Genomic DNA, 17,716 nt, shown 5'->3' on the forward strand with positions numbered 1-17,716 from the left:
AACCAGCCTCCAATATGTCGATGAACAAACGGCGAGGCATGCACACGCGAAGCATAGCCTCAGAAATAGACGTTTCGTCATGCCCTTTAAAACCATCGCACGGAGGCAGATGAAGTCGATGAGGCAGTGTTGTTAGAAATAGGAACGAACATTAATTGGCTCTTACAAGAAAGCTAATCTGAGTTTGAAATGAACTCAGACAAAAAGGATTATTAGCACTTATACAGGAAGTAGTGAAATTGGTGGGGAGCTAAACATGAGCAAGTTGAGGGTGGATGATTGAGCCCTCGAGTCGACTGGAGAGGATATGTCGGGAACAAAACTAAAAAGCGTGCTTTCGTCGTTTTCGCAGGTGCCAAGGGAACTAAAGCCTTTGCCCTCCGATCGCCATTCGCTGGACGATAGCTGCGTCCGGTTGAATACGAACGAGAATCCATTTCCGATGCCGGAAGTCGTAATGCAAAGTGCAATTGCCGCCCTTGAGCAGCAGTATCTATATCCAGAACACGACAACATCGGTTTGAGGGAAGCGGCGGCTGATGCCTACGGCCTCACCAAGGATCAAGTGATTGCCGGAAACGGATCCTCCGAGCTGCTGGGACTCATCTACAGAGCCTTCCTCGCCCCTGGCGACAGCGTGGCGATGCTATCGCCGGGCTTTTCGTTCAACCGCAAACTCGCCATGTTGCAGGGGGCTCAATTTCTTGAAATCGAATGCGGTCAATCTGATGTCCTGCCGGTAAAGGAATTGCTCTCTGGTCCCGCAGAAGGCGCCAAATTCATTCTTCTAGCTAATCCGAACAATCCAACTGGAACATTCGTTTCGGTGGCCGAGATCGAACGCCTCGCGGCGCAGTCGGATCGCCTGATTGTTCTGGATGAGGCCTATGTCGACTTCGCCCCGGATAATGGCCTGCGCCTTATCGATCATTATCCCAATATTCTGCTCCTACGGACATTTTCAAAAAGCTACGCCGCCGCCGGTATCCGTATGGGTTTTGGATTGGGGCACCCCGAAATCATTGGAAGGCTGCGCAACATCCAAAATGTTTTCAACATGAACGTGATCGGCCATGCGGTTGGCGTCAGCATCCTTGCGCATCGCGACGCCTATGAAGAGAACCACAGATACATCAAGCAGGAACGGGAGCGCGTGTCCTTCGCGCTCTCGCAACTGGGATTTTCCGTAACGCCTTCGCATGCAAATTTCTTGCTAGCCCGCGTGCCGCCAGGACAAGACGGTAGGTGGTGGCAAAAAACGTTGAAGCGGCGGAAAGTACTGGTCGCGGCTTTTTCCGAGTCATTTTTGAAAGAACACATAAGAGTAAGCATAGGCACAAGAGAACAAATGGACATACTGCTGTCTGAGATGTCTGATACACTAAGAAGGCTAAAGCAGCAAGTATAACCCATCTGCCTATAGAAATCATTTATATACCCCCGCGGACAGGGGTTGCTTCGCAAAAATATGTCGTTGCTCTGAGCGATTCGAGCGTCGTTCGAAGCAAGGACCTTCCGCGTCAAAACTCCGGAGACAATAGAGTGAAAAACGTCTTGCCTTCGAAGCCGACCTTCGGAATCTTCGATCACTTGGATGAGGACGGTCGCGACATCGGCCTACAATGCGCCGATCGTCTCAAGCTGGCGGAGGCCTGCGATCACCTCGGCTTTTATGCATATCATCTCGCAGAGCACCACTGCACCCCCCATGGGAGAGGTGTGTCGCCAAATCTCTTCTTATCGAGCGTCGCACAGCGCACCCGCCAGCTGCGTGTGGGTCCGCTTGTGATGCTCCTTACCCTTTACCATCCGCTTCGGGCGTTCGAAGAGATCTGTATGCTCGACCGGTTGAGCGGTGGTAGGGTGGAGCTCGGTATAGGGCGAGGCTCTCTCTCAGCCGAATTGGGTTATTTTGGGATTGGCGCGGACGCAGTGCCAGGCCGTTATTCGGAAGCCAGCGAAATCGTAATCGCCGCCCTGAAGGGCGGGAAGTTATCCTATCGGGGCCGCCACTTTGAGCTGAATAGCGTTCCCTTGACGCTTAGACCCCGTCAGCGCCCGCGTCCTCCGACATGGGTCGCCACCAATCGACCCGAATCGGCAGGTTGGGCAGCCGCGAATGGCGCAAATCTCGCGTGCGTGGGGCATAGCTCCTCCGTACGCAAAGTTACCGACGCCTTCCGCGCCAAGCGGGAGGAAACCACTGACAAAGGTAATCCGTCGCCGTTGCTAGGATTGCTGCGCATGATCGTGATTGGGCGTTCTGACACGCATGCCTATTCGATCGCGGCACCTGCTTATGAAACATGGCTCAAGAGCTTCAAGTTTCTTTACGACCTCAATGGCATTCCAACTCCACCAAACCTGCCGCTGACCCTCGAAGCGGCGATTGAAAGTGAACTGTGCATAGCGGGAACGGCAGCTTTTGTGCGGGACGCTCTTCTTGGTCAGTTGGAAGTGGCTGGGGCCAACTATCTTCTTTGCCAGCTCGCGTTTGGGGATTTGCCATTGGAAGCGTCTCTGTACACTGCAGTGACGATTCATTCTGAAATCATGACCCGATTTGACTGACCATGAATACGTGGCGTAGGGCGGCTCGAAGGAGTCGCCCGCGGCGTCTACCAGCAACCAGCCCGCTGCCAGACCATAGCCTTGCAGCGCGTGGCCGACGTGGGATTCCATCGCTATGCCTGCCTAGGTCGGACGCCGTTTCCGGACGATGGTTAGAACTGGTTTTCTGGACGCGACACTTCACGGGACCACATTGCCCCACGTTCCCAGCCCCCTCGCTCAACGTCGCTGTTCACACGGACCGTTTGCCACTGCCCGTCTTGCAGGCGGCAATCCACTGCATCGCCGAGGTTGGATCTTCCAATATGGCGGCCCGTTTCGCAAAGCCGCAAAAGGCAGCGCGGGCTGCGCTTAAGGGCTTGTTCCCATCATAAGCGTCAAAACATGCTTTAAAGGCAGTCTCGTGAATCAGGTCCCTGCGATCTTCGGGCCACTCATCGAGAAAATCGATGGCGTCCTCGAGGTCCGCAATCTCTTGCACGACATAGGCTGCACGCTTCACGAAAATCGGACTGCCGAAGGCCTGCGCCTTCATTTCGTTTCCTCCCGACCTGCTGACAGCCGACTTGCGAGGCGGCGTCATCGACACCCGCCGACCATTGCAGAATGTGTTGTCAGCCCGATGACGCTTCAAGAGAAAAGTCGGCAATTCATCCTCGGAAGGAAATGGATCGATCACCAGTCTACTGCCGCAAAATTGGCCACGTCGACAATGTCGATCGTTCTGGCCGCCGCCGATGAACGGTGAACCCAGTCACCCAACCCGGTCGTTCACCGCAACGCAGCGAAAGACAGCACGACATCGCCTTGGCAGCGCGCCGATATGGGAAGCCGCAAGCTCAGGCTGAATTAATCCAGCCCAAGCCTTTTCTTCAGTTCCGTATTTTCCTTGCGCAGACGATCCGCAAGCAGGCTCTTCAGCCGCTTGTTTTCTTCCTCGAGCGCGACGAGATCCTTCAGCTCGTCGCTGTCCGCTGCAGGCGTCGCCGCTTTCTTCCAAAGATAATATGTCTGTTCCGAGATGCCGGCCTGCTTCACCGCGCTCTTGAGAGTGGCGCCGCCGCCGATCAACGTCTCGATCTGAGCGAGCTTCTGGCCGCGCTCCTTTACGGAGTAGACCTTGCGGCCTGTCCGTGCCGATGGCGGTGCTTCAGTGGTCGCGGATGTCGGCTTGGCGCCGTTCTTACGGCCAGGCGCGCTCGGCTCAGCCTTTGGCTTCCTCGACCGCGGTGTTCTCGCCCTCGATTTTGACTTCTCCGCTTCGGCTGCCGGTTCGGTAGGAATTACTGCTGTTTCGGTTTCCAGGCGATTTGCCATGAAATTCTCCATTTGCGGTTTGTGCAAAGGTTCAGCATCAAGGGCCGCGACAGTAGAGTCAACAAGCTGACGATTGGACAGTTGAACCTTCTGGAGTTCCTCTGAAGTTTCGCCCATCGCCGCAGCGATGTCGAAATCGCCCCAGATGGAACGGGCGGCTTTTTTATAACGGCGCTTCTGTTTGACTTCCACGGTGAATGGTCGCGTTTGCCGCCTCATAGTTCCTTCCTGATGAGAAACGATTAGAAGAATGAAGTCGCCGCTCGGAACTCCTGGCGCTTCCTGGTTCGCGCGGAGCTTTATCGTAAAAGTCCCTCGACGAGCAAGTGATACCGGTCGCGCCAGTGTTCGCAAGCGGGCCGAGCGCAGGCCTCCGCGCGAGGAGAATGGAATGCAACGCTACGGGAGTGGGTGCATTCGGCTCGGAAACGCTTGAGCGTCCGAAGCTGCAGGGCGGTGCAGTATCGGATCAGATGTCGCATCTTGCCGTCGGGGAACTCGGGAACTCTTCTTGAAATTGAAAAACTGCTGCATCTCGATTGTGTTCAGTGCGCATGAAGAACTCGCCAGCAGATGATAACGGCCGATCTCGCCAGCGGTTTAGCGTCAGCCCACAACTATCTGCCTGGGTTAGCAGGCGCGCTCACTGTGGCAGCTTGGCTTGGGCCGCGAGGCCGTGGTTGAGTGAGCTGAAGAGATCCAGCCTCGCGGTCGATTCCGAAGCTTCCCACAATGGCGAAGAGAACATCTCCACTCGTACCCTTTCAGCACAAGACATTCCGTTCTCTGTGGTCGGCGGCCCTTGTTTCGAATCTTGGGACGCTAGTTGAAGGTGTGGCGGCTGCGTGGCTGATGACGAGTATTGCCAGCTCCCATGGAATGGTGGCGCTCGTACAGGCATCGACCACCTTGCCCTACATGATCTTCTCGCTCGCAGCCGGAGCGCTTGCGGATAACTTTGACCGTCGCCGGATCATGCTAATGGCGCAACTGCTGATGGTTTGCGTATCAGCGTCCCTGGCGCTCTTGACCTACGCCGGGGAAATCACACCCTGGACCCTTTTGGGTCTCACGTTCCTGATCGGCTGTGGTTGGGCATTGCACGATCCGTCGTGGCAAGCCTCGATGGGAGATATCCTGCCTCGCGAAGACCTCCCAAGCGCAGTTGCGCTCAACGGCATGAGCTACAACCTCATGCGCAGCATCGGACCGGCGATTGGCGGCATAATCGTGGCGACCGCCGGGGCGGCCTTCGCGTTTCTCTTCAATGTTTTTTGCTATGTCGCCCTGATCGCCGCGCTGTTACGCTGGAAAACTGTACCGGCGCGACGAGCGCTGCCGCGGGAGGCTTTCGGAAGCGCGATAGCGGCAGGATTCCGCTATGTGCTTCTGTCGCCAAACCTTCTCAAACTGATGTGCCGGAGTTTCATTTTCGGCCTCACGGCAGTCGTCATTTTGGCTCTGCTGCCGTTGGTTGTTCGCGAACAGGTTAAGGGCACTGCGGTCACCTACGGGGTCATGCTTGGCTTTTTCGGTTTGGGAGCGATCTGTGGCGCGCTCCTCATCGGACGCGCCCGCGAGATTCTCTCCAACGAATGGGTCGTTCGCGGCGCGTTTTTTACACTGGCGATCAGCTGCTTGCTTCTGTCGTGGAGCGAGCACGTTTGGCTTAGCTGCCTCCTCGTCATGCCAGCCGGTGCGGCATGGATCCAGTCATTCTCGCTGTTTAACGTCACAGTTCAGCTTTCGGCGCCTCGGTGGGTGGTGGGACGAGCCCTCTCTCTCTATCAGACGGCCGCATATGGCGGCATGGCAGCGGGAAGCTGGCTCTGGGGCCAGTTAGCGGATCTGCAAGGCGTTTCGGGAGCCTTGCTCATCGCAAGCTTGGTTCTTGTATTTGGCGGACTGCTCGGCGTTATTTTGCGTCTTCCGGATCTTGAAACGCTCAAACTCGATCCGACCAACACGTTCTGCGAGCCAACCCTGCAGCTTGACCTGCGACCACGAAGCGGTCCGATCATGATAATGGTCGATTATCGTATTCACCAGAAAGACGTTCCAGAATTTCTCAATGTGATGGCATCATGGCGAAAAGCCCGACTGCGAGATGGAGCCAGGCAATGGGCGCTGCTGCGTGACCTCGAAAAGCCCGAACTGTGGACCGAGTGTTATCATGTGCCAACTTGGGTCGAGTATGTTCGCCACAACAAGAGGCAGACCCAAGATGACGCCGAAATCGTTGCGCGCCTTGAAGCCCTGCACTGTGGCGACTGCCCGCCCAAAATTCACCACAAGATCGAACGGCAAACCGTGAGCGTACATGACGATATGCCGCTCCGGCCTCATTTGGACAGGACTTGAACGAAACCGCAAACCAATAACTTGGCTCAAGAGAAGGCGGCGTCGTCCGGAAGCCCGTTTGCTCAAAACTTGGGGCAGATCTTGGGCCAGCTGTGCGCCAAGCGCGTAGCGTTTGCATCTTCGCCCTTGAGGCTAACGCCACGTCAGATTTCGGCGATCTATGCTACGACAATGAATAACCGATCCTCGTCGGGCTTCAGCCAGTCCATGACGCGTGCTTTGGGAGACGCTGCGAGGCTTGGACAAAAAGTCACGGGACCTATCGCGAGCTTTTCGTGAAATCAAATGCTCGTCATGGGTGGTGGCGATCTCGGCATCGCACAGGCGCTTGATCTGCTTGTGTAAAGCCGGCGACGCGTCGGCTATCACCGCTCGGCAAAGCGCTTGCACGAATGCGCTGGCTCCTCGGAGCTTCGCGCCTCAGATCTGTAGTCCGCTGCTTCGGAGGTCGAGTTGCTCATCGGGCGTGTCGTCGAACGAGGCGTGGTTGAGCCTGTAGAGTTTGGAATAGAGACCGCCTCTGGCGATCAACTGGTCGTGCTTGCCGGTTTCGGCGACTTTGCCATTCTGGAGAACGATGAGACGGTCGGCGCCTCGGACCGTGACAAGGCGATGGGCGATGACGAGGCCCGTGCGGCCTTCGAGGAGCCTTACCAGTGCCTTTTGGATTAGCATTTCCGTGTAGCTGTCGACATTGGCCGTTGCCTCGTCGAGGACGAGGATCTTGGCATTTGCCACGAGAGCGCGCGCGAAGCTGATAAGCTGGCGTTGGCCCAGCGAGAGATTGCCACCGCGTTCACCTAGAGCGGCATCGTATGCACCAGGAAGGCGCACGATGAAGCCATGCGCGCCGACCGCCATGGCGGCCTCGATTACCTCTTCGCGCGTGGCTTCAGCCTTGTGGTAGCGGATGTTTTCGAAAACCGTGCCGGTAAAAAGGAACGGCTCCTGCAGCACCATGGCGACCTGACGGCCAAGCGATTCCTGGGTGAGATCGCGCACATCATATCCGCCGACCAGCACTTGGCCCTCCTGGACATCATAGAAGCGGCGGACGAGGGCCACTGCGCTCGATTTACCTGAACCGGTCGGGCCGACCAGGGCGACGGTTTCGCCGGGATTGACCCGAAACGACACGTCCTTCAATACCGGATGCTTGGCATCATAGCCGAAAGTAACGTTCCTGAACTCGATCGAGCCATCCATCTCGGGCGAAAGCACCCTGGCGTTCGGTTTGTCCTGGACCTCAATCTTGACGTCAAGCACGTCGGTCAGGCGCTTTCCCGACGCCATCGCGCGTTGCATAATCGAATATTGCAAGGTGAGCGAGCGGATCGGATCGAAGAAGCGTTGGATGTAGAAGAGGAAAGCGACCATCGCACCCACGTCAATGCGGTCGTTCATGACCATCGAGCCGCCGATGACGATGATGACAGCCATGGCAACGCCCATAAGGCTATCGACGATCGGCACCATGATCTGAGCGTATTTGGCGGCGGTCAGATGTGTCATGAGACTGGCGTGAGCCTTGTCATCGTAAAGAATTAAGTTGACCCGCTGGCGGTCCATCGACTGCACTGCCCGTACGCCGTGAATGGCTTCAGCCAGCGCGCCATTGGAAACCGAATTGGCCTCATTGGCGGCCATGAAGGCGTCCCGGGCGCGCGGCAGCCAGAAGATGCGCACGATGAGGAGAACCGGCAGCACTGAGAGCGTAAGGAGCCCCAAGCGAACGTCGAGCCACAGCATGACGAAGATGATGCCAAAGAGAAGAGTGATGTCGCCCAGCGAAAAGACTGACGTCTCAAGGAATTCCTGCATAGAATTAACGTCGCCCTGCAGACGCGACATCAGCCGTCCTACCTCTGTCTTGTCCATGAAAGAAAGCGCCACGTCCTGCAGATGGCCGAACGTGGCGCGGCGCATATCGAACAGAACATTCTGCGCCATTTTGTAGACCACGATCTCTTGCGTATAGCTGACGGCAAAATTGACCGAAATGGTGAGAAGGAAGGCGCAGGCGGCTGCAAGCAGGGCCGACCGATCGCCACTTTCCGGGTGCAGGCCGTGGTCGATCGCAAAGCGGATGGTCAGCGGGACGAGAAGCTGCGTGCCGGTCAGGATCAACATCGCAGCAACCGAGATGATCAGTTTTGTGCGGTAGGGCCGGACGAACACCCAAATGCGTCGTACGATATTCTTATCAAACGCCCGCCCGAATATCTCCTCTTCGATGTGGTGCGAGCCGACGACCGCATGCGGCGGACGCCGGTCGTGGTCGCGGGCGTCGTTGCGTTCCGTCTCGACTTGTCCGGTTTGGAGCATCAGCTCGCCCCCTCTTGTTCGGGCAGCATGTCATCAAGTGGGCGCACCTGGAGATCGTAAAGGGCCTTATAGCGTCCACCCTTCGCCAGAAGGTCTTCATGAGTGCCACGCTCGACAATCTCGCCGTTCTCGATAAACAGGATGTGGTCGGCATGCATGAGCGAACTCAGCCGGTGGCCGATGATGATGGTCACGCGATCCTTGGCAAAGAGTCGCACGGCGCGCCGAATGCGCTGCTCTGTGGCTGCATCGATCGCGGCAGTCGAGTCGTCGAAGATGATGACCGACGGGCGCAGCATCATCGTGCGAGCGATCGCCAGGCGCTGACGCTGGCCGCCCGAAAGGGAAACGCCGCGCTCGCGCACCACCGTTTTGTAGCCGGCCGGCAGGTCGAGAATATAGTCGTGAAGCTGAGCTGACTCGCTCGCTCGCTCGATCCACTGTTCCTTGGCCCAGGGATCGCCATAGGCGATATTGTTTTCGATCGTCGTAGTGAAAAGGAATGCATCCTGCTGCACGACCGCGACCGCCCTGCGAAGCGTGGCGAGGGTGACCTCGCGGATATCCTGGCCGTCAAGCGTGATGACGCCGCCGGTAACGTCGTAAAAACGAGGGACCAGATGAGCCATCGTCGACTTGCCGGAGCCGGGCGGGCCGACAATAGCGATCGTTTCGCTCTTGCGGGCCTCGAAACTAATATTCTTCAGAAATGGGCGGTTCTCGGCGTCGGGATAGGCGAATGAAACATTGTCGAAGCGCAGGGTGCCTTCTCTAATTTCGAGCGGTTTAGCGTCTGCTGTGTCCTTGATCGCGATATCCAGATCGAGCAATCCGAACAGGCGCGAACCGCACGTCGAGGCGCGGGCGAAGCCGTCGACCATCAAGCCTATCTGGCGAACCGGCATCTGTAAGATGGTCATAAAGGTCAGGAACGTCGCAAGTTTGCCCACGCTGATTTCGCCCGCAATGACTTTGTTCCCGCCGATCCACAGGACCAGTCCCATCGCTAAAAAGAAGGAGAAATTCATCGCGGAAATGTTGCACACGTAAATCTCAACACGTTCGTGCATGAGGCCAAGCGCACTCTTTGATGCGCGGTCGAACTTCAGCATCTCGTGGGCCTGCGCCGCAAAGGCGCGAACAACCCGGATGCCGCCGAAATTCTCTTCCATGACGCGGCTGAGGACCGAAAGCCGCTCCTGCAGGTCAAGCCAGGTGGCGCGCAGCTTGAGCTGGGTGATTGATGAGAGCCACCCGACGAAGGGCACGAAGCTCAGCGCGAGGAGGCCAAGAACCACGTTGGTGGAAATCAACATATAGGCGCCGATCCCGATCAACATGACGAGCAGGACGGCGCGAACCAGAGCGGTAGAAAGATACGTCCGCACGCCGTCCACATCGAGCATGCCGATCGTAATCAGATCGCCCGAGTGCGCCTGGTCATGAAAAGAAAAGCTGAGCCGCTGGATCTTCTCATAACAAGCTACTCGCAGTTCATACGCGACGTGATGTCCGACCGCTTCGGCAAAATAGTTCTGAGCCAGCGTGAAAAGGCCGCGCAGCACGCTGACGGCAAGCAGCACGAAAGCCGAGGTCCGCAGCGCCTCTTGCGCTGCCGCCCCGCTGGCACCCCCGCTGACGGCGGTCTGGGTCTGGTCGATGGCCTGGCCGAGGAGCTCGGGGATTAGCAATTGGAGCGATGCCGCGACGAGTGTCGAGCCGATAGCGACGGCGACCTGCCAAGAATGCCGCAAATTCATCCGGGTAAGGCGCACTATCGTGCTCAAGCCCCGGTCCGAAGCGGCCGCCTTTACGTGCGCGAGCGAAGTCCTGGGCTTCGTCACGCCCCGAATATCCTTACCGTTCGAGGGTGCATTCCAGATTGATCTTGGGGGGCCTTGAGCTGGATGACTCTCCCGTCAAATGAACCCTGATATGCAAAGCTGGCCACCCTGCTAGACGCCTGTCCCAACCAGTTGAGCCGCGGCTTCGCCTGCCGGCATGTCTATGACCGTGATTGCGTTTGCTGCAAGGAAGCGGCGTTCGTTTTTGGTCAGCGTTGCCGAATCCATAGCCGCGAAGTGCGGGCCGCTTGAGCGCTTAATGACCTGTCTGGCGTAGGTGCGCAGCATCTGGTCGTCGAACCGGCAGCCGAAGAAGAAGAAGCCGCGCTTGGTGCGCCGTTCCTTCACGGCTCGAGGGATCGGAGTCTGGATATCGATTTCAGTTAGGGCCTCGACGTAATCCGAATCTGCGATAAGGAAGTTTGCCGCCGGCTTGACGCTGCCGTGCGGCGTATAGAGGACCGTCGTTGCCGCCGAGTCTGGTTGGAGTTCCGTTCCAGACAAATCGTACGTTTTCGTCCAAACGTCGCCAATTGCGTGCGCCCGCGTGACGCCTTGAATTTCGACGACATCAGTGCGGCCGGTGTCTATGAGGGCCGCGCGCATGGCGCCGTCGTACCAGGTATCGACGATCAGCGAGAGGGGAAGTGTCGCGAGCCAGGCATGGAAAACGGTCGGCGCCACCGGCCCTGCGAATATCTCAGCCATCCAGGCTTGGAGCGTCCGCCGATGCCGGCGCTGCTCGATGAATTGAGCGACCGACCACATATTGGTGCGAATCTTGGAAGGAGCGGGCGCCCGCGCGTTGAATGCGGCGGCAACGGCTTGCGGCGTGTGCGGTACCGGTGGTTCCCCGTACCTAAGCCGAAGCAGGTCGGGACCCAGATACGGGATGATCTCATCGGCGCAGAGAGCCTTCTTCAGCAGGTTAAGCTGCTTTGCGGCATGACTGTCCCGATTGATCACAAGATGGCCCAAGGCCAGAATCTTATTCATGCTCGTTTCCCGTTGACGCTCTCAGGTTGCCGACCTGCGGCATCAATCCTCGTCGGAAATCTTTCTTGCCTCGACGGTGATTGGCAAAGGTGTATCTCGCGGAAGGTCGGGCAGAACGAGCCGCCAGCCGTTCCTGAGCGTTATAGACCCTCCCCATAGCTCTTCATTCTCGACGCCGATGATCGGCTCTTCGAGATCCTTCTTGGGCACATACGCCGATAGGCCGGCGTCGGTCTTGCGGATCATAACCTTCATCGGGCTGTTCCCTTGTTAGTGACCACAAGTGATTTCGGCACAAGGATCCCCGGATTTGTCGAGGCTGATGAGTTCGTGGGCGCGCATGCCAACGACGGTGCCGCGATCGAACCATTCGACCGCATAGATGTAGAACTGCTGGAGAAAGGTGCCGATGTCGCGCACATAGCCTTCATCGCCCTTCCGCACGAGGTTTGCGCCTATCTCGCTACCGGGATAGGTGCCGTCATTCTTTATGTGGCGTGTGGCACGGACCCGCTCGCCCGGCATAAATCGTGGAGGCTTGCGGATCTCGACCTCCTGTTCGCGTCCGAGACCCATCCCCTTCCTTCCTTTCTCGCGGCTGCAGTTCGTTAACAAAGGAGGTCATGGCGTGCCCCGGAAGCGACCCCGACCGTGCCGCTGACCCGATTGGAGGTTAGGCGGGAATGCAGGTCCCCGGCACCGGGCATACCGAGGCGCATTGCTGGGTATCGAAGGCCTCCTTGCATTCGGTGCACTGCTCGGGATCGATCACGTAGGTCTCGCCCTTGAATTTGATCGCACTCGATGGACATTCGAACTCGCAGGCACCGCATTGCGTGCATTGCGAGGCGATGATCTTGAAGGCCATTTCTCAACTCCTGATTCGGTTGGGACGAGACACTCAAGCCGTCGCCGCCAGTGGTTCGCTCCCAAACTCGGCGGCGTAAAGCGCGCTGATAGCGGTCTCGATGTAGCCGTAGCCATAAACATCCATTGCCCGGATTCCAGCTTCTGCGAGCTGATCCTTGGGGCAATCTCCGATTTTGGCGCACAGCACGATATCGATGCCTTTGAGCGCAGCTATGATGCTGTCGAGGGTGGCGTCCGCGCCTCGACCGCCGAGGCAATACTGCTCGACCTTGCGATGCCCGATAAAGCTGATCCCCCTCTGAGAGGCCTCATAAACCTGGAATTCCGTCGTATGGCCGAAATGTTCGTTGATCCGGCCGCCGCCCTTTGTCGCCACAGCGATGAGGAGCGATTTGCTGGAACCCGCTGCCTTGACCGTCGCGACCGCTTCGCTCTTGGCTACCACGTGATCGCCGCGCTCGCGCGCGACCACCTCCCGATAGGCCTCGCGCTTGCTGGCGTCGTAGGTGATGTCGTCCGAAATCTGGTCGATCGTGAACTCCTTGCCACGATCCTCGCCAAGCAGGCCGACAGCATCGGCCCGGCACTGCCGGCAATGGCGCATCAGCTTGGCGCCACCTTCGAGGCGATCCTGAAGCGTCTTCAGTTCCAACGCCGTTGGGCCGCGCTGCCCGGTCAGGCCGAAATGCGTACCGTGCGCCGGGTCGGAAATCAGTGGCATGACATTGTGCAGGAACGCGCCGCGCTCCTTTACCCATTTATTGACCTCGATCAGGTGTTCGTCGTTGACGCTGGGGATCATCACCGAATTGATCTTGGTGAGGATGCCGCGCGCGGTCAGCATCTCCAGGCCCAACATCTGCCGCTTGTGCAGGATCCTGGCAGCGTCGATGCCGGTGTGGCGGCGATGGTTGTAAAAGATCCAAGGATAGATCTTTGCGCCGATTTCGGGGTCGACCATGTTGATGGTGATTGTCACGTGATCGACATTCATGTCGGCAAGCTCGGCAACATGATCCGCCAGCGCGAGCCCGTTGGTGGAGATGCACAGCTTGATGTCGCGGATTTCACTGGCGACGCGTTCGAAAGTTGCCTTTGTCTTCTTCCAGTCGTAACAGGCGTCGCCCGGTCCGGCGATCCCGAGCACGGAAAGCTGGGGCACTTCGTTGGCGACCGCGATTACCTTGCGTCGCGCCTGGTCTGGGGTCAGCTTTTCCGAGACGACCCCGGGCCGGCTTTCATTGGCACAGTCATATTTGCGATTGCAGTAGTTGCACTGGATATTGCAGGCTGGCGCCACCGCCACATGCAGGCGCGCGAAATAATGGTGCGCCTCTTCGGAATAGCATGGATGGTCCTTGATCTTCTCCCAGACCGCGGAGTCCATCTCGTCCGGCTTTGCGGACGAGCCGCAGGATGAAGATGCGCAGCCGGCGGATTTCGCGATCGTCAGCAACTGGTCGAAGGATTTGGTGCTGACCAAACTCTCAAGCGAAATCGTCGGTAAAGACATGAACGGCTCCGTTCCTGGGTGGACGTTGCAGTTCAAAGCGCAAAAGTTGTGCCAGCTCAAAAAGCGGTTTTAGTTCAATATGTTGGCTTTCATGCGCGATTCCACCTGTTCGTTACGTCACATTTTTGTCGGACTTGCGACTTGAACAGGTCGGCTCGCTCGGCATCGGCCGGGTTCCAGCGATGCTCGTCGAGCGCCACCTCATGGTCGCCGAGATTGGGCGCGGTCTTCCCAAGCAGATAGTGCCTTGAAGCGGCCGGTGTGCCGGAAGCTCGGCCGGATGCGGTAGAGCCAGGATCGCTTTTGGTGCCACGCGCCGCGGTGAAGGGCGAGCCCGAAAGCTGCTCGGCATAGAGGCCGTAGGCCGGCCGCTGCGGCGAGTTGCGCCCCTGGGGCAGCGAGCCGGGCAGATGGGTATTCGGCTTGCGCAGGAGCGGATTTGGAGCTCGTCGAAGGCATGCCCGATCTCGAAGAGATCATGGAGGCTGCTTGCCGCCCGGCGGTAGTGCGCGCCGTATTGGCTCGCCTGCACAAAAAGTGCTCACGATAACCAGGAATAACGCGACCTGCCGGTGCTTGATGACGGTTCTCGGTGTTGGCGACGTGGTGGCGCTCGCTTATGCCGCGACCATCGACATTCTGCAGCGATTCAGAAGCTTCAAGGCGGTGGGGCCTATCCTGGGACTGACGCCGAAGCTCGACGAGTCCGGTGCGGGAAAGGCATGATGCGGACCTTCATCTATGAGCCTGCAAACGCTGATGACTCGCGTAACGAAATGGTCGTGATACAAGCACACGCTTTCTGCCGAAATGGAGAAAGGCGCACCCGAATATGCCACAAAGGGAGGGCGCAGTCCCAGGCATTTCGTCAGCGTCCGGCAGTGCCACGATGATGCGCATGGTGTCCCGCCGATAGGGCAATCTGAAGCCCAGTTCTCCGTCGGAGTGGTAGTAGAACGCCCTGCCGATCTCGCCGAGGACAGCTTCCAATATCGCTTTACTAACTCGAAAGCGGTCTGCTCATTCGGATTGATGACGGAGACGGCGGACTCATTGGAAGGCGTCAATTTATGCATCTTTCATGCAAAATTGCTTTGGCCGAAAAATATATCGTTATATCAAGTGTTTGCCGTTGCGATTTATGCAGGAGGCCTACGGTCCAACGTGTGCGCCTCCGCCGGGTTTCACCCTGTGATATTTTTCGACAAGGTCAGGCGCAACACCGTATGCGACGCAGTTCAACTCATTGATAGCCGCGATGATGTCCGCGAAGGACTGAATTATGACATCCAGGTCTTCTCCCTCGAGCTCCCTGAATGCGTCTCTCGCGAAATCGCTTGGCATCAAATCGGGACTGGCGACTGCCTGGCTGAGATACTCCGCGACGGCGTCGTCAAGGCGCCGTCGCATTCTGATCTCCACTGAGCGGGGCACTCTCTTGGTGGTGGTTGCCACAAGATAGGACGGCGCTGTGATTGCATAGCCTTCGGCGATCGCTTTACCGAGGTGGCTTGTATCAGCCAGTTCGTACCATGTCGTCATGCCGATCCCGTAAGCGGCTCTACCCACTCCGATGAAGGAGATGGGAGGCAGTCCTGCTTTCAGTAACGGGATGTTGCTGAGCAGTCGCCCGGTCCTCTTGTTGCCGTCGATGAAGGGCTGCAGGTAAGCGATGCCTGCAAGCAAAGCGAAGGAGGCCTCGAACGGGTCTTTCGCTGTGGACGCCTTCCAGCAGAGCTCCGAAAGTCCCATTGATAACTCGGTGTGGTCGGACGACGGAACATATGAACTGGTCGTGATGCTAACCGGGTCGCGTCGAACCGCGCCGAGATTGTTCTGCCTGACCAAAGTGCGCATGAGCATCGCGTGCAGTCTCATCACCGTCTCCGGAGCGATCTCCACTGTCGCAATGTTGTCGATAACCCAGCCAATCGCCTGCTTGTGGTTCAAGATCATTTGGACTTCGATTTCAGACTTTCCGCCCGCGACCTCCGCGTATTTGATGAGCGCCTCAGTCTCAGGCAGGGAATAAGTATTTCCTTCAAGCGCCGAAGAAGCCCAGGACATCTCGATCAAGAATCTTTCGGCAATTTCACGCGTGTAGGTGGAAGGGTCGAGCTCTAGGCTACCCTTTCCGACGGACTCGGACATGAGCGCATGCGAAGCAGGATCAAGCCAGGGTGCAACGTTAGGGTCGTAGGATCCAAAGCGGTCTGGATCGTATTTCACCTGCGGTCGAAGGTGGCCTGGAATCGCAAACCACTTCGCTTCCGCCGTTAGGCTGAACGACGCATCTCTCGTGGTTCCAGACTTCTCAACGAGCCCGGCTGCGCCGAGTTTGGCAAGAGCTCTTGAAACCGAAGACTGACTGGACGGGGCAAGCTCTAACAACTGGATTATCTTCGCCTGCGAAAGCCCATTGCCGCCACGCCGAACGAGGGTCTCATAGATTTTCTTTTCCAAGCCCTGGAGTTCCGGGACGCGAAGTACGGGATGCATAATAGCACTGCCTCTCATCATTTCATCCAATTTATGCATAAAAGTTGCATAATTTCAAGAACCGTGTCCTAGAAAGGGCGCGGAATGCATAAATTGTTACCGCAAGCAACTGATAATAAAAGACTTTCGAGTATTGGATTGCCAGCATAAAAGCTGCATGCGAGCACGGGAAATCGCATCTCTCGTGCGGACACCTCAGCTCCAGGGACAGAAGGCGATGGTCATAGTACCGTCAACGAACGTCGGCGAGGCTGCAAGCGGCCCTGCGCGGTCTCGGGCTTGAAGTGCCGCTCTATCATTCCAAACTTGGGGACGCATGGGAGCGGCAGGAGCTCGTCAAGCGGTTCCTTGGGCAAAGCAGATCGACCGTCGACCATCATCTGCACCAATGCCTTTGGTATGGGGCTCGACGAGCCGAACGTCCGCCTCGTGATCCGTTGGCAGCAGGCGGCGTCGGTTGAGCACCAGCTACGTGAATTCGGCCGCCCCGGACGGGATGGGAAGCCTCCTGTGGCGGGTCATGTTCCACAACGGTTCGAGCGTGGGCCTCGATATCTCAAGGCTGTGTTTCATGGCGGAGAAAACGGTGGAGACAGCACAGGTATTCGCGCTCGACCGGGAGCAGATGCTGGAGCAGCGCCATCATCAAATTGATCAGGTCAGCGAGCTAATGAGGACCCGGTCCCGCATGCGCACCGCGATCTCGGAATATTTTCAGGGGCCGAAGATCGCCCGGCGCCCAAGCCTTTCGGTCAGGGTTCTGGATTGGGCGTTCAGCAGCCGGGGTAAGGCTCGACGCTTTCGGGCCTGCTGCGACTATTGCAACCAAGCAGAGATCAAACGCCGTGGAATGTCGGGGTACGTCGCCCGCGTCATTGCTGGCTAGGTTTACGGAGCCGATGCGGGATCTGCAATTTTGGTGGGGTGAGGCGCTCTGCGGCCGAACAAATCAGAAAGGAAAAGAGATTCGCCATGATGAGCTCGCCGCACACTTGGTCATAGATGCCCCTTCACTCCGGAGAAAGTCACGTCCCCTCTGAGGATAGGAGTCTGGCGTTCCAAGCAGCTGGATTCCGTGTGCCTTACGGTCGCAGCCGGTCTAACGTACTCGCGTCGGCCATACCGTTCGCACGTCAGTTCAGCCGGCCATTGTCCCTTGGCCAAAAGCAACGGTTTGCTCCGGCGGCTCTCAGATTCTGCTCAGCTCTCATAGCGCGTCAGTTTGTTGTCAGGTCAGCCAAGCTACGTTCCGCCTCAAGGAAGCAATGGTTGTTAGGTGATTGCGACCTCCCGACTGCGAGTGAAAGGTATTCGAGCGTCGGCCCGGCTAAGGGCCTGCTCGATTTTCCGATCGGACAAGGTGCTTCCTTCAGAGCTCCCGGGTTCGGTGCCCTAGGCGCGCTTTGGGGTTCCTGAGCGA

General features: G+C 57.6%; 15 protein-coding genes and 1 pseudogene. 5 read left to right on the forward strand and 11 right to left on the reverse strand.

The window, feature by feature from the left end:
- Window positions 1-307 precede the first annotated feature (307 nt).
- Together hisC and RFN30_RS29645 are read left to right on the forward strand one after the other, a co-directional pair.
- A complete protein-coding gene (gene hisC / locus RFN30_RS29640; protein WP_320265581.1) occupies window positions 308-1,408 on the forward strand; it encodes a histidinol-phosphate transaminase in 1,101 nt (366 codons plus the stop codon).
- Window positions 1,409-1,542: 134 nt separating this feature from the next.
- Window positions 1,543-2,571: an LLM class flavin-dependent oxidoreductase gene (locus tag RFN30_RS29645; protein ID WP_320216503.1), complete on the forward strand. Its 1,029-nt coding sequence runs from the start codon at window positions 1,543-1,545 to the stop codon at window positions 2,569-2,571.
- 232 nt (window positions 2,572-2,803) lie between these two features.
- On the opposite strand, the gene RFN30_RS29650 is transcribed toward RFN30_RS29645, so the two are convergent.
- Window positions 2,804-3,106 carry a DUF982 domain-containing protein gene (locus RFN30_RS29650; protein ID WP_320216502.1) on the reverse strand — a complete coding sequence of 101 codons (303 nt, stop codon included), beginning with the start codon at window positions 3,104-3,106 and terminating at the stop codon, window positions 2,804-2,806.
- Window positions 3,107-3,420: 314 nt separating this feature from the next.
- Window positions 3,421-4,107, reverse strand: a complete 687-nt coding sequence (locus RFN30_RS29655; protein WP_320216501.1) for a transposase — start codon at window positions 4,105-4,107, stop codon at window positions 3,421-3,423.
- Window positions 4,108-4,620: 513 nt separating this feature from the next.
- On the opposite strand from RFN30_RS29655, the gene RFN30_RS29660 reads away from it, so the two are divergent.
- Window positions 4,621-6,249 (forward strand): MFS transporter, encoded by a 1,629-nt coding sequence (locus RFN30_RS29660; RefSeq protein ID WP_320265582.1) that lies wholly within the window; start codon window positions 4,621-4,623, stop codon window positions 6,247-6,249.
- Window positions 6,250-6,669: 420 nt separating this feature from the next.
- Here the strand turns inward: RFN30_RS29660 and RFN30_RS29665 are convergent, their stop codons facing one another.
- The 8 genes and pseudogenes from RFN30_RS29665 to RFN30_RS29700 form a co-directional block, all read right to left on the reverse strand.
- Window positions 6,670-8,574, reverse strand: coding sequence for an ABC transporter ATP-binding protein (locus RFN30_RS29665; protein ID WP_320265583.1), 1,905 nt, complete (start codon window positions 8,572-8,574; stop codon window positions 6,670-6,672).
- Window positions 8,574-10,334, reverse strand: coding sequence for an ABC transporter ATP-binding protein (locus tag RFN30_RS29670; RefSeq protein WP_430699093.1), 1,761 nt, complete (start codon window positions 10,332-10,334; stop codon window positions 8,574-8,576). The genes RFN30_RS29665 and RFN30_RS29670 overlap by 1 nt, the downstream gene beginning before the upstream one ends.
- 195 nt (window positions 10,335-10,529) lie before the next feature.
- Window positions 10,530-11,414: an SIR2 family protein gene (locus RFN30_RS29675; RefSeq protein WP_320229377.1), complete on the reverse strand. Its 885-nt coding sequence runs from the start codon at window positions 11,412-11,414 to the stop codon at window positions 10,530-10,532.
- Between the two features lie 42 nt (window positions 11,415-11,456).
- Window positions 11,457-11,669, reverse strand: coding sequence for a putative nitrogen fixation protein NifT (nifT, locus tag RFN30_RS29680; RefSeq protein ID WP_040971429.1), 213 nt, complete (start codon window positions 11,667-11,669; stop codon window positions 11,457-11,459).
- Window positions 11,666-11,990, reverse strand: a pseudogene (locus RFN30_RS29685) (nitrogen fixation protein NifZ). The gene nifT and the pseudogene RFN30_RS29685 overlap by 4 nt, the downstream one beginning before the upstream one ends.
- A 97-nt stretch (window positions 11,991-12,087) precedes the next feature.
- Window positions 12,088-12,282: a 4Fe-4S binding protein gene (locus RFN30_RS29690; protein WP_320216494.1), complete on the reverse strand. Its 195-nt coding sequence runs from the start codon at window positions 12,280-12,282 to the stop codon at window positions 12,088-12,090.
- Between the two features lie 33 nt (window positions 12,283-12,315).
- On the reverse strand, window positions 12,316-13,797 hold the full coding sequence (gene nifB / locus RFN30_RS29695; protein WP_320265588.1) for a nitrogenase cofactor biosynthesis protein NifB: 1,482 nt from the start codon (window positions 13,795-13,797) through the stop codon (window positions 12,316-12,318).
- An 89-nt stretch (window positions 13,798-13,886) separates the two neighbouring features.
- Window positions 13,887-14,228, reverse strand: coding sequence for a homogentisate 1,2-dioxygenase (locus tag RFN30_RS29700; protein ID WP_430699094.1), 342 nt, complete (start codon window positions 14,226-14,228; stop codon window positions 13,887-13,889).
- A gap of 148 nt (window positions 14,229-14,376) precedes the next feature.
- Here RFN30_RS29700 and RFN30_RS29705 point away from each other — a divergent pair, with 148 nt between their 5' ends.
- Entirely contained in the window at window positions 14,377-14,523 is a 147-nt protein-coding gene (locus RFN30_RS29705; RefSeq protein ID WP_320265585.1) for a transposase, read from the forward strand.
- Window positions 14,524-14,949: 426 nt separating this feature from the next.
- Here RFN30_RS29705 and RFN30_RS29710 read toward each other — a convergent pair whose 3' ends face one another.
- Window positions 14,950-16,260 carry a Fic family protein gene (locus tag RFN30_RS29710; RefSeq protein WP_320265586.1) on the reverse strand — a complete coding sequence of 437 codons (1,311 nt, stop codon included), beginning with the start codon at window positions 16,258-16,260 and terminating at the stop codon, window positions 14,950-14,952.
- 493 nt (window positions 16,261-16,753) lie between these two features.
- Between RFN30_RS29710 and RFN30_RS29715 the strand changes: the two genes are divergently transcribed.
- The gene (locus RFN30_RS29715; RefSeq protein WP_320265587.1) at window positions 16,754-17,182 is read left to right on the forward strand and encodes a hypothetical protein; all 429 of its coding nucleotides are present in this window, start codon (window positions 16,754-16,756) and stop codon (window positions 17,180-17,182) included.
- Window positions 17,183-17,716 lie beyond the last annotated feature (534 nt).

The sequence above is a fragment of the Mesorhizobium dulcispinae genome (genome assembly GCF_033977345.1).
Lineage (GTDB): Bacteria > Pseudomonadota > Alphaproteobacteria > Rhizobiales > Rhizobiaceae > Mesorhizobium > Mesorhizobium dulcispinae.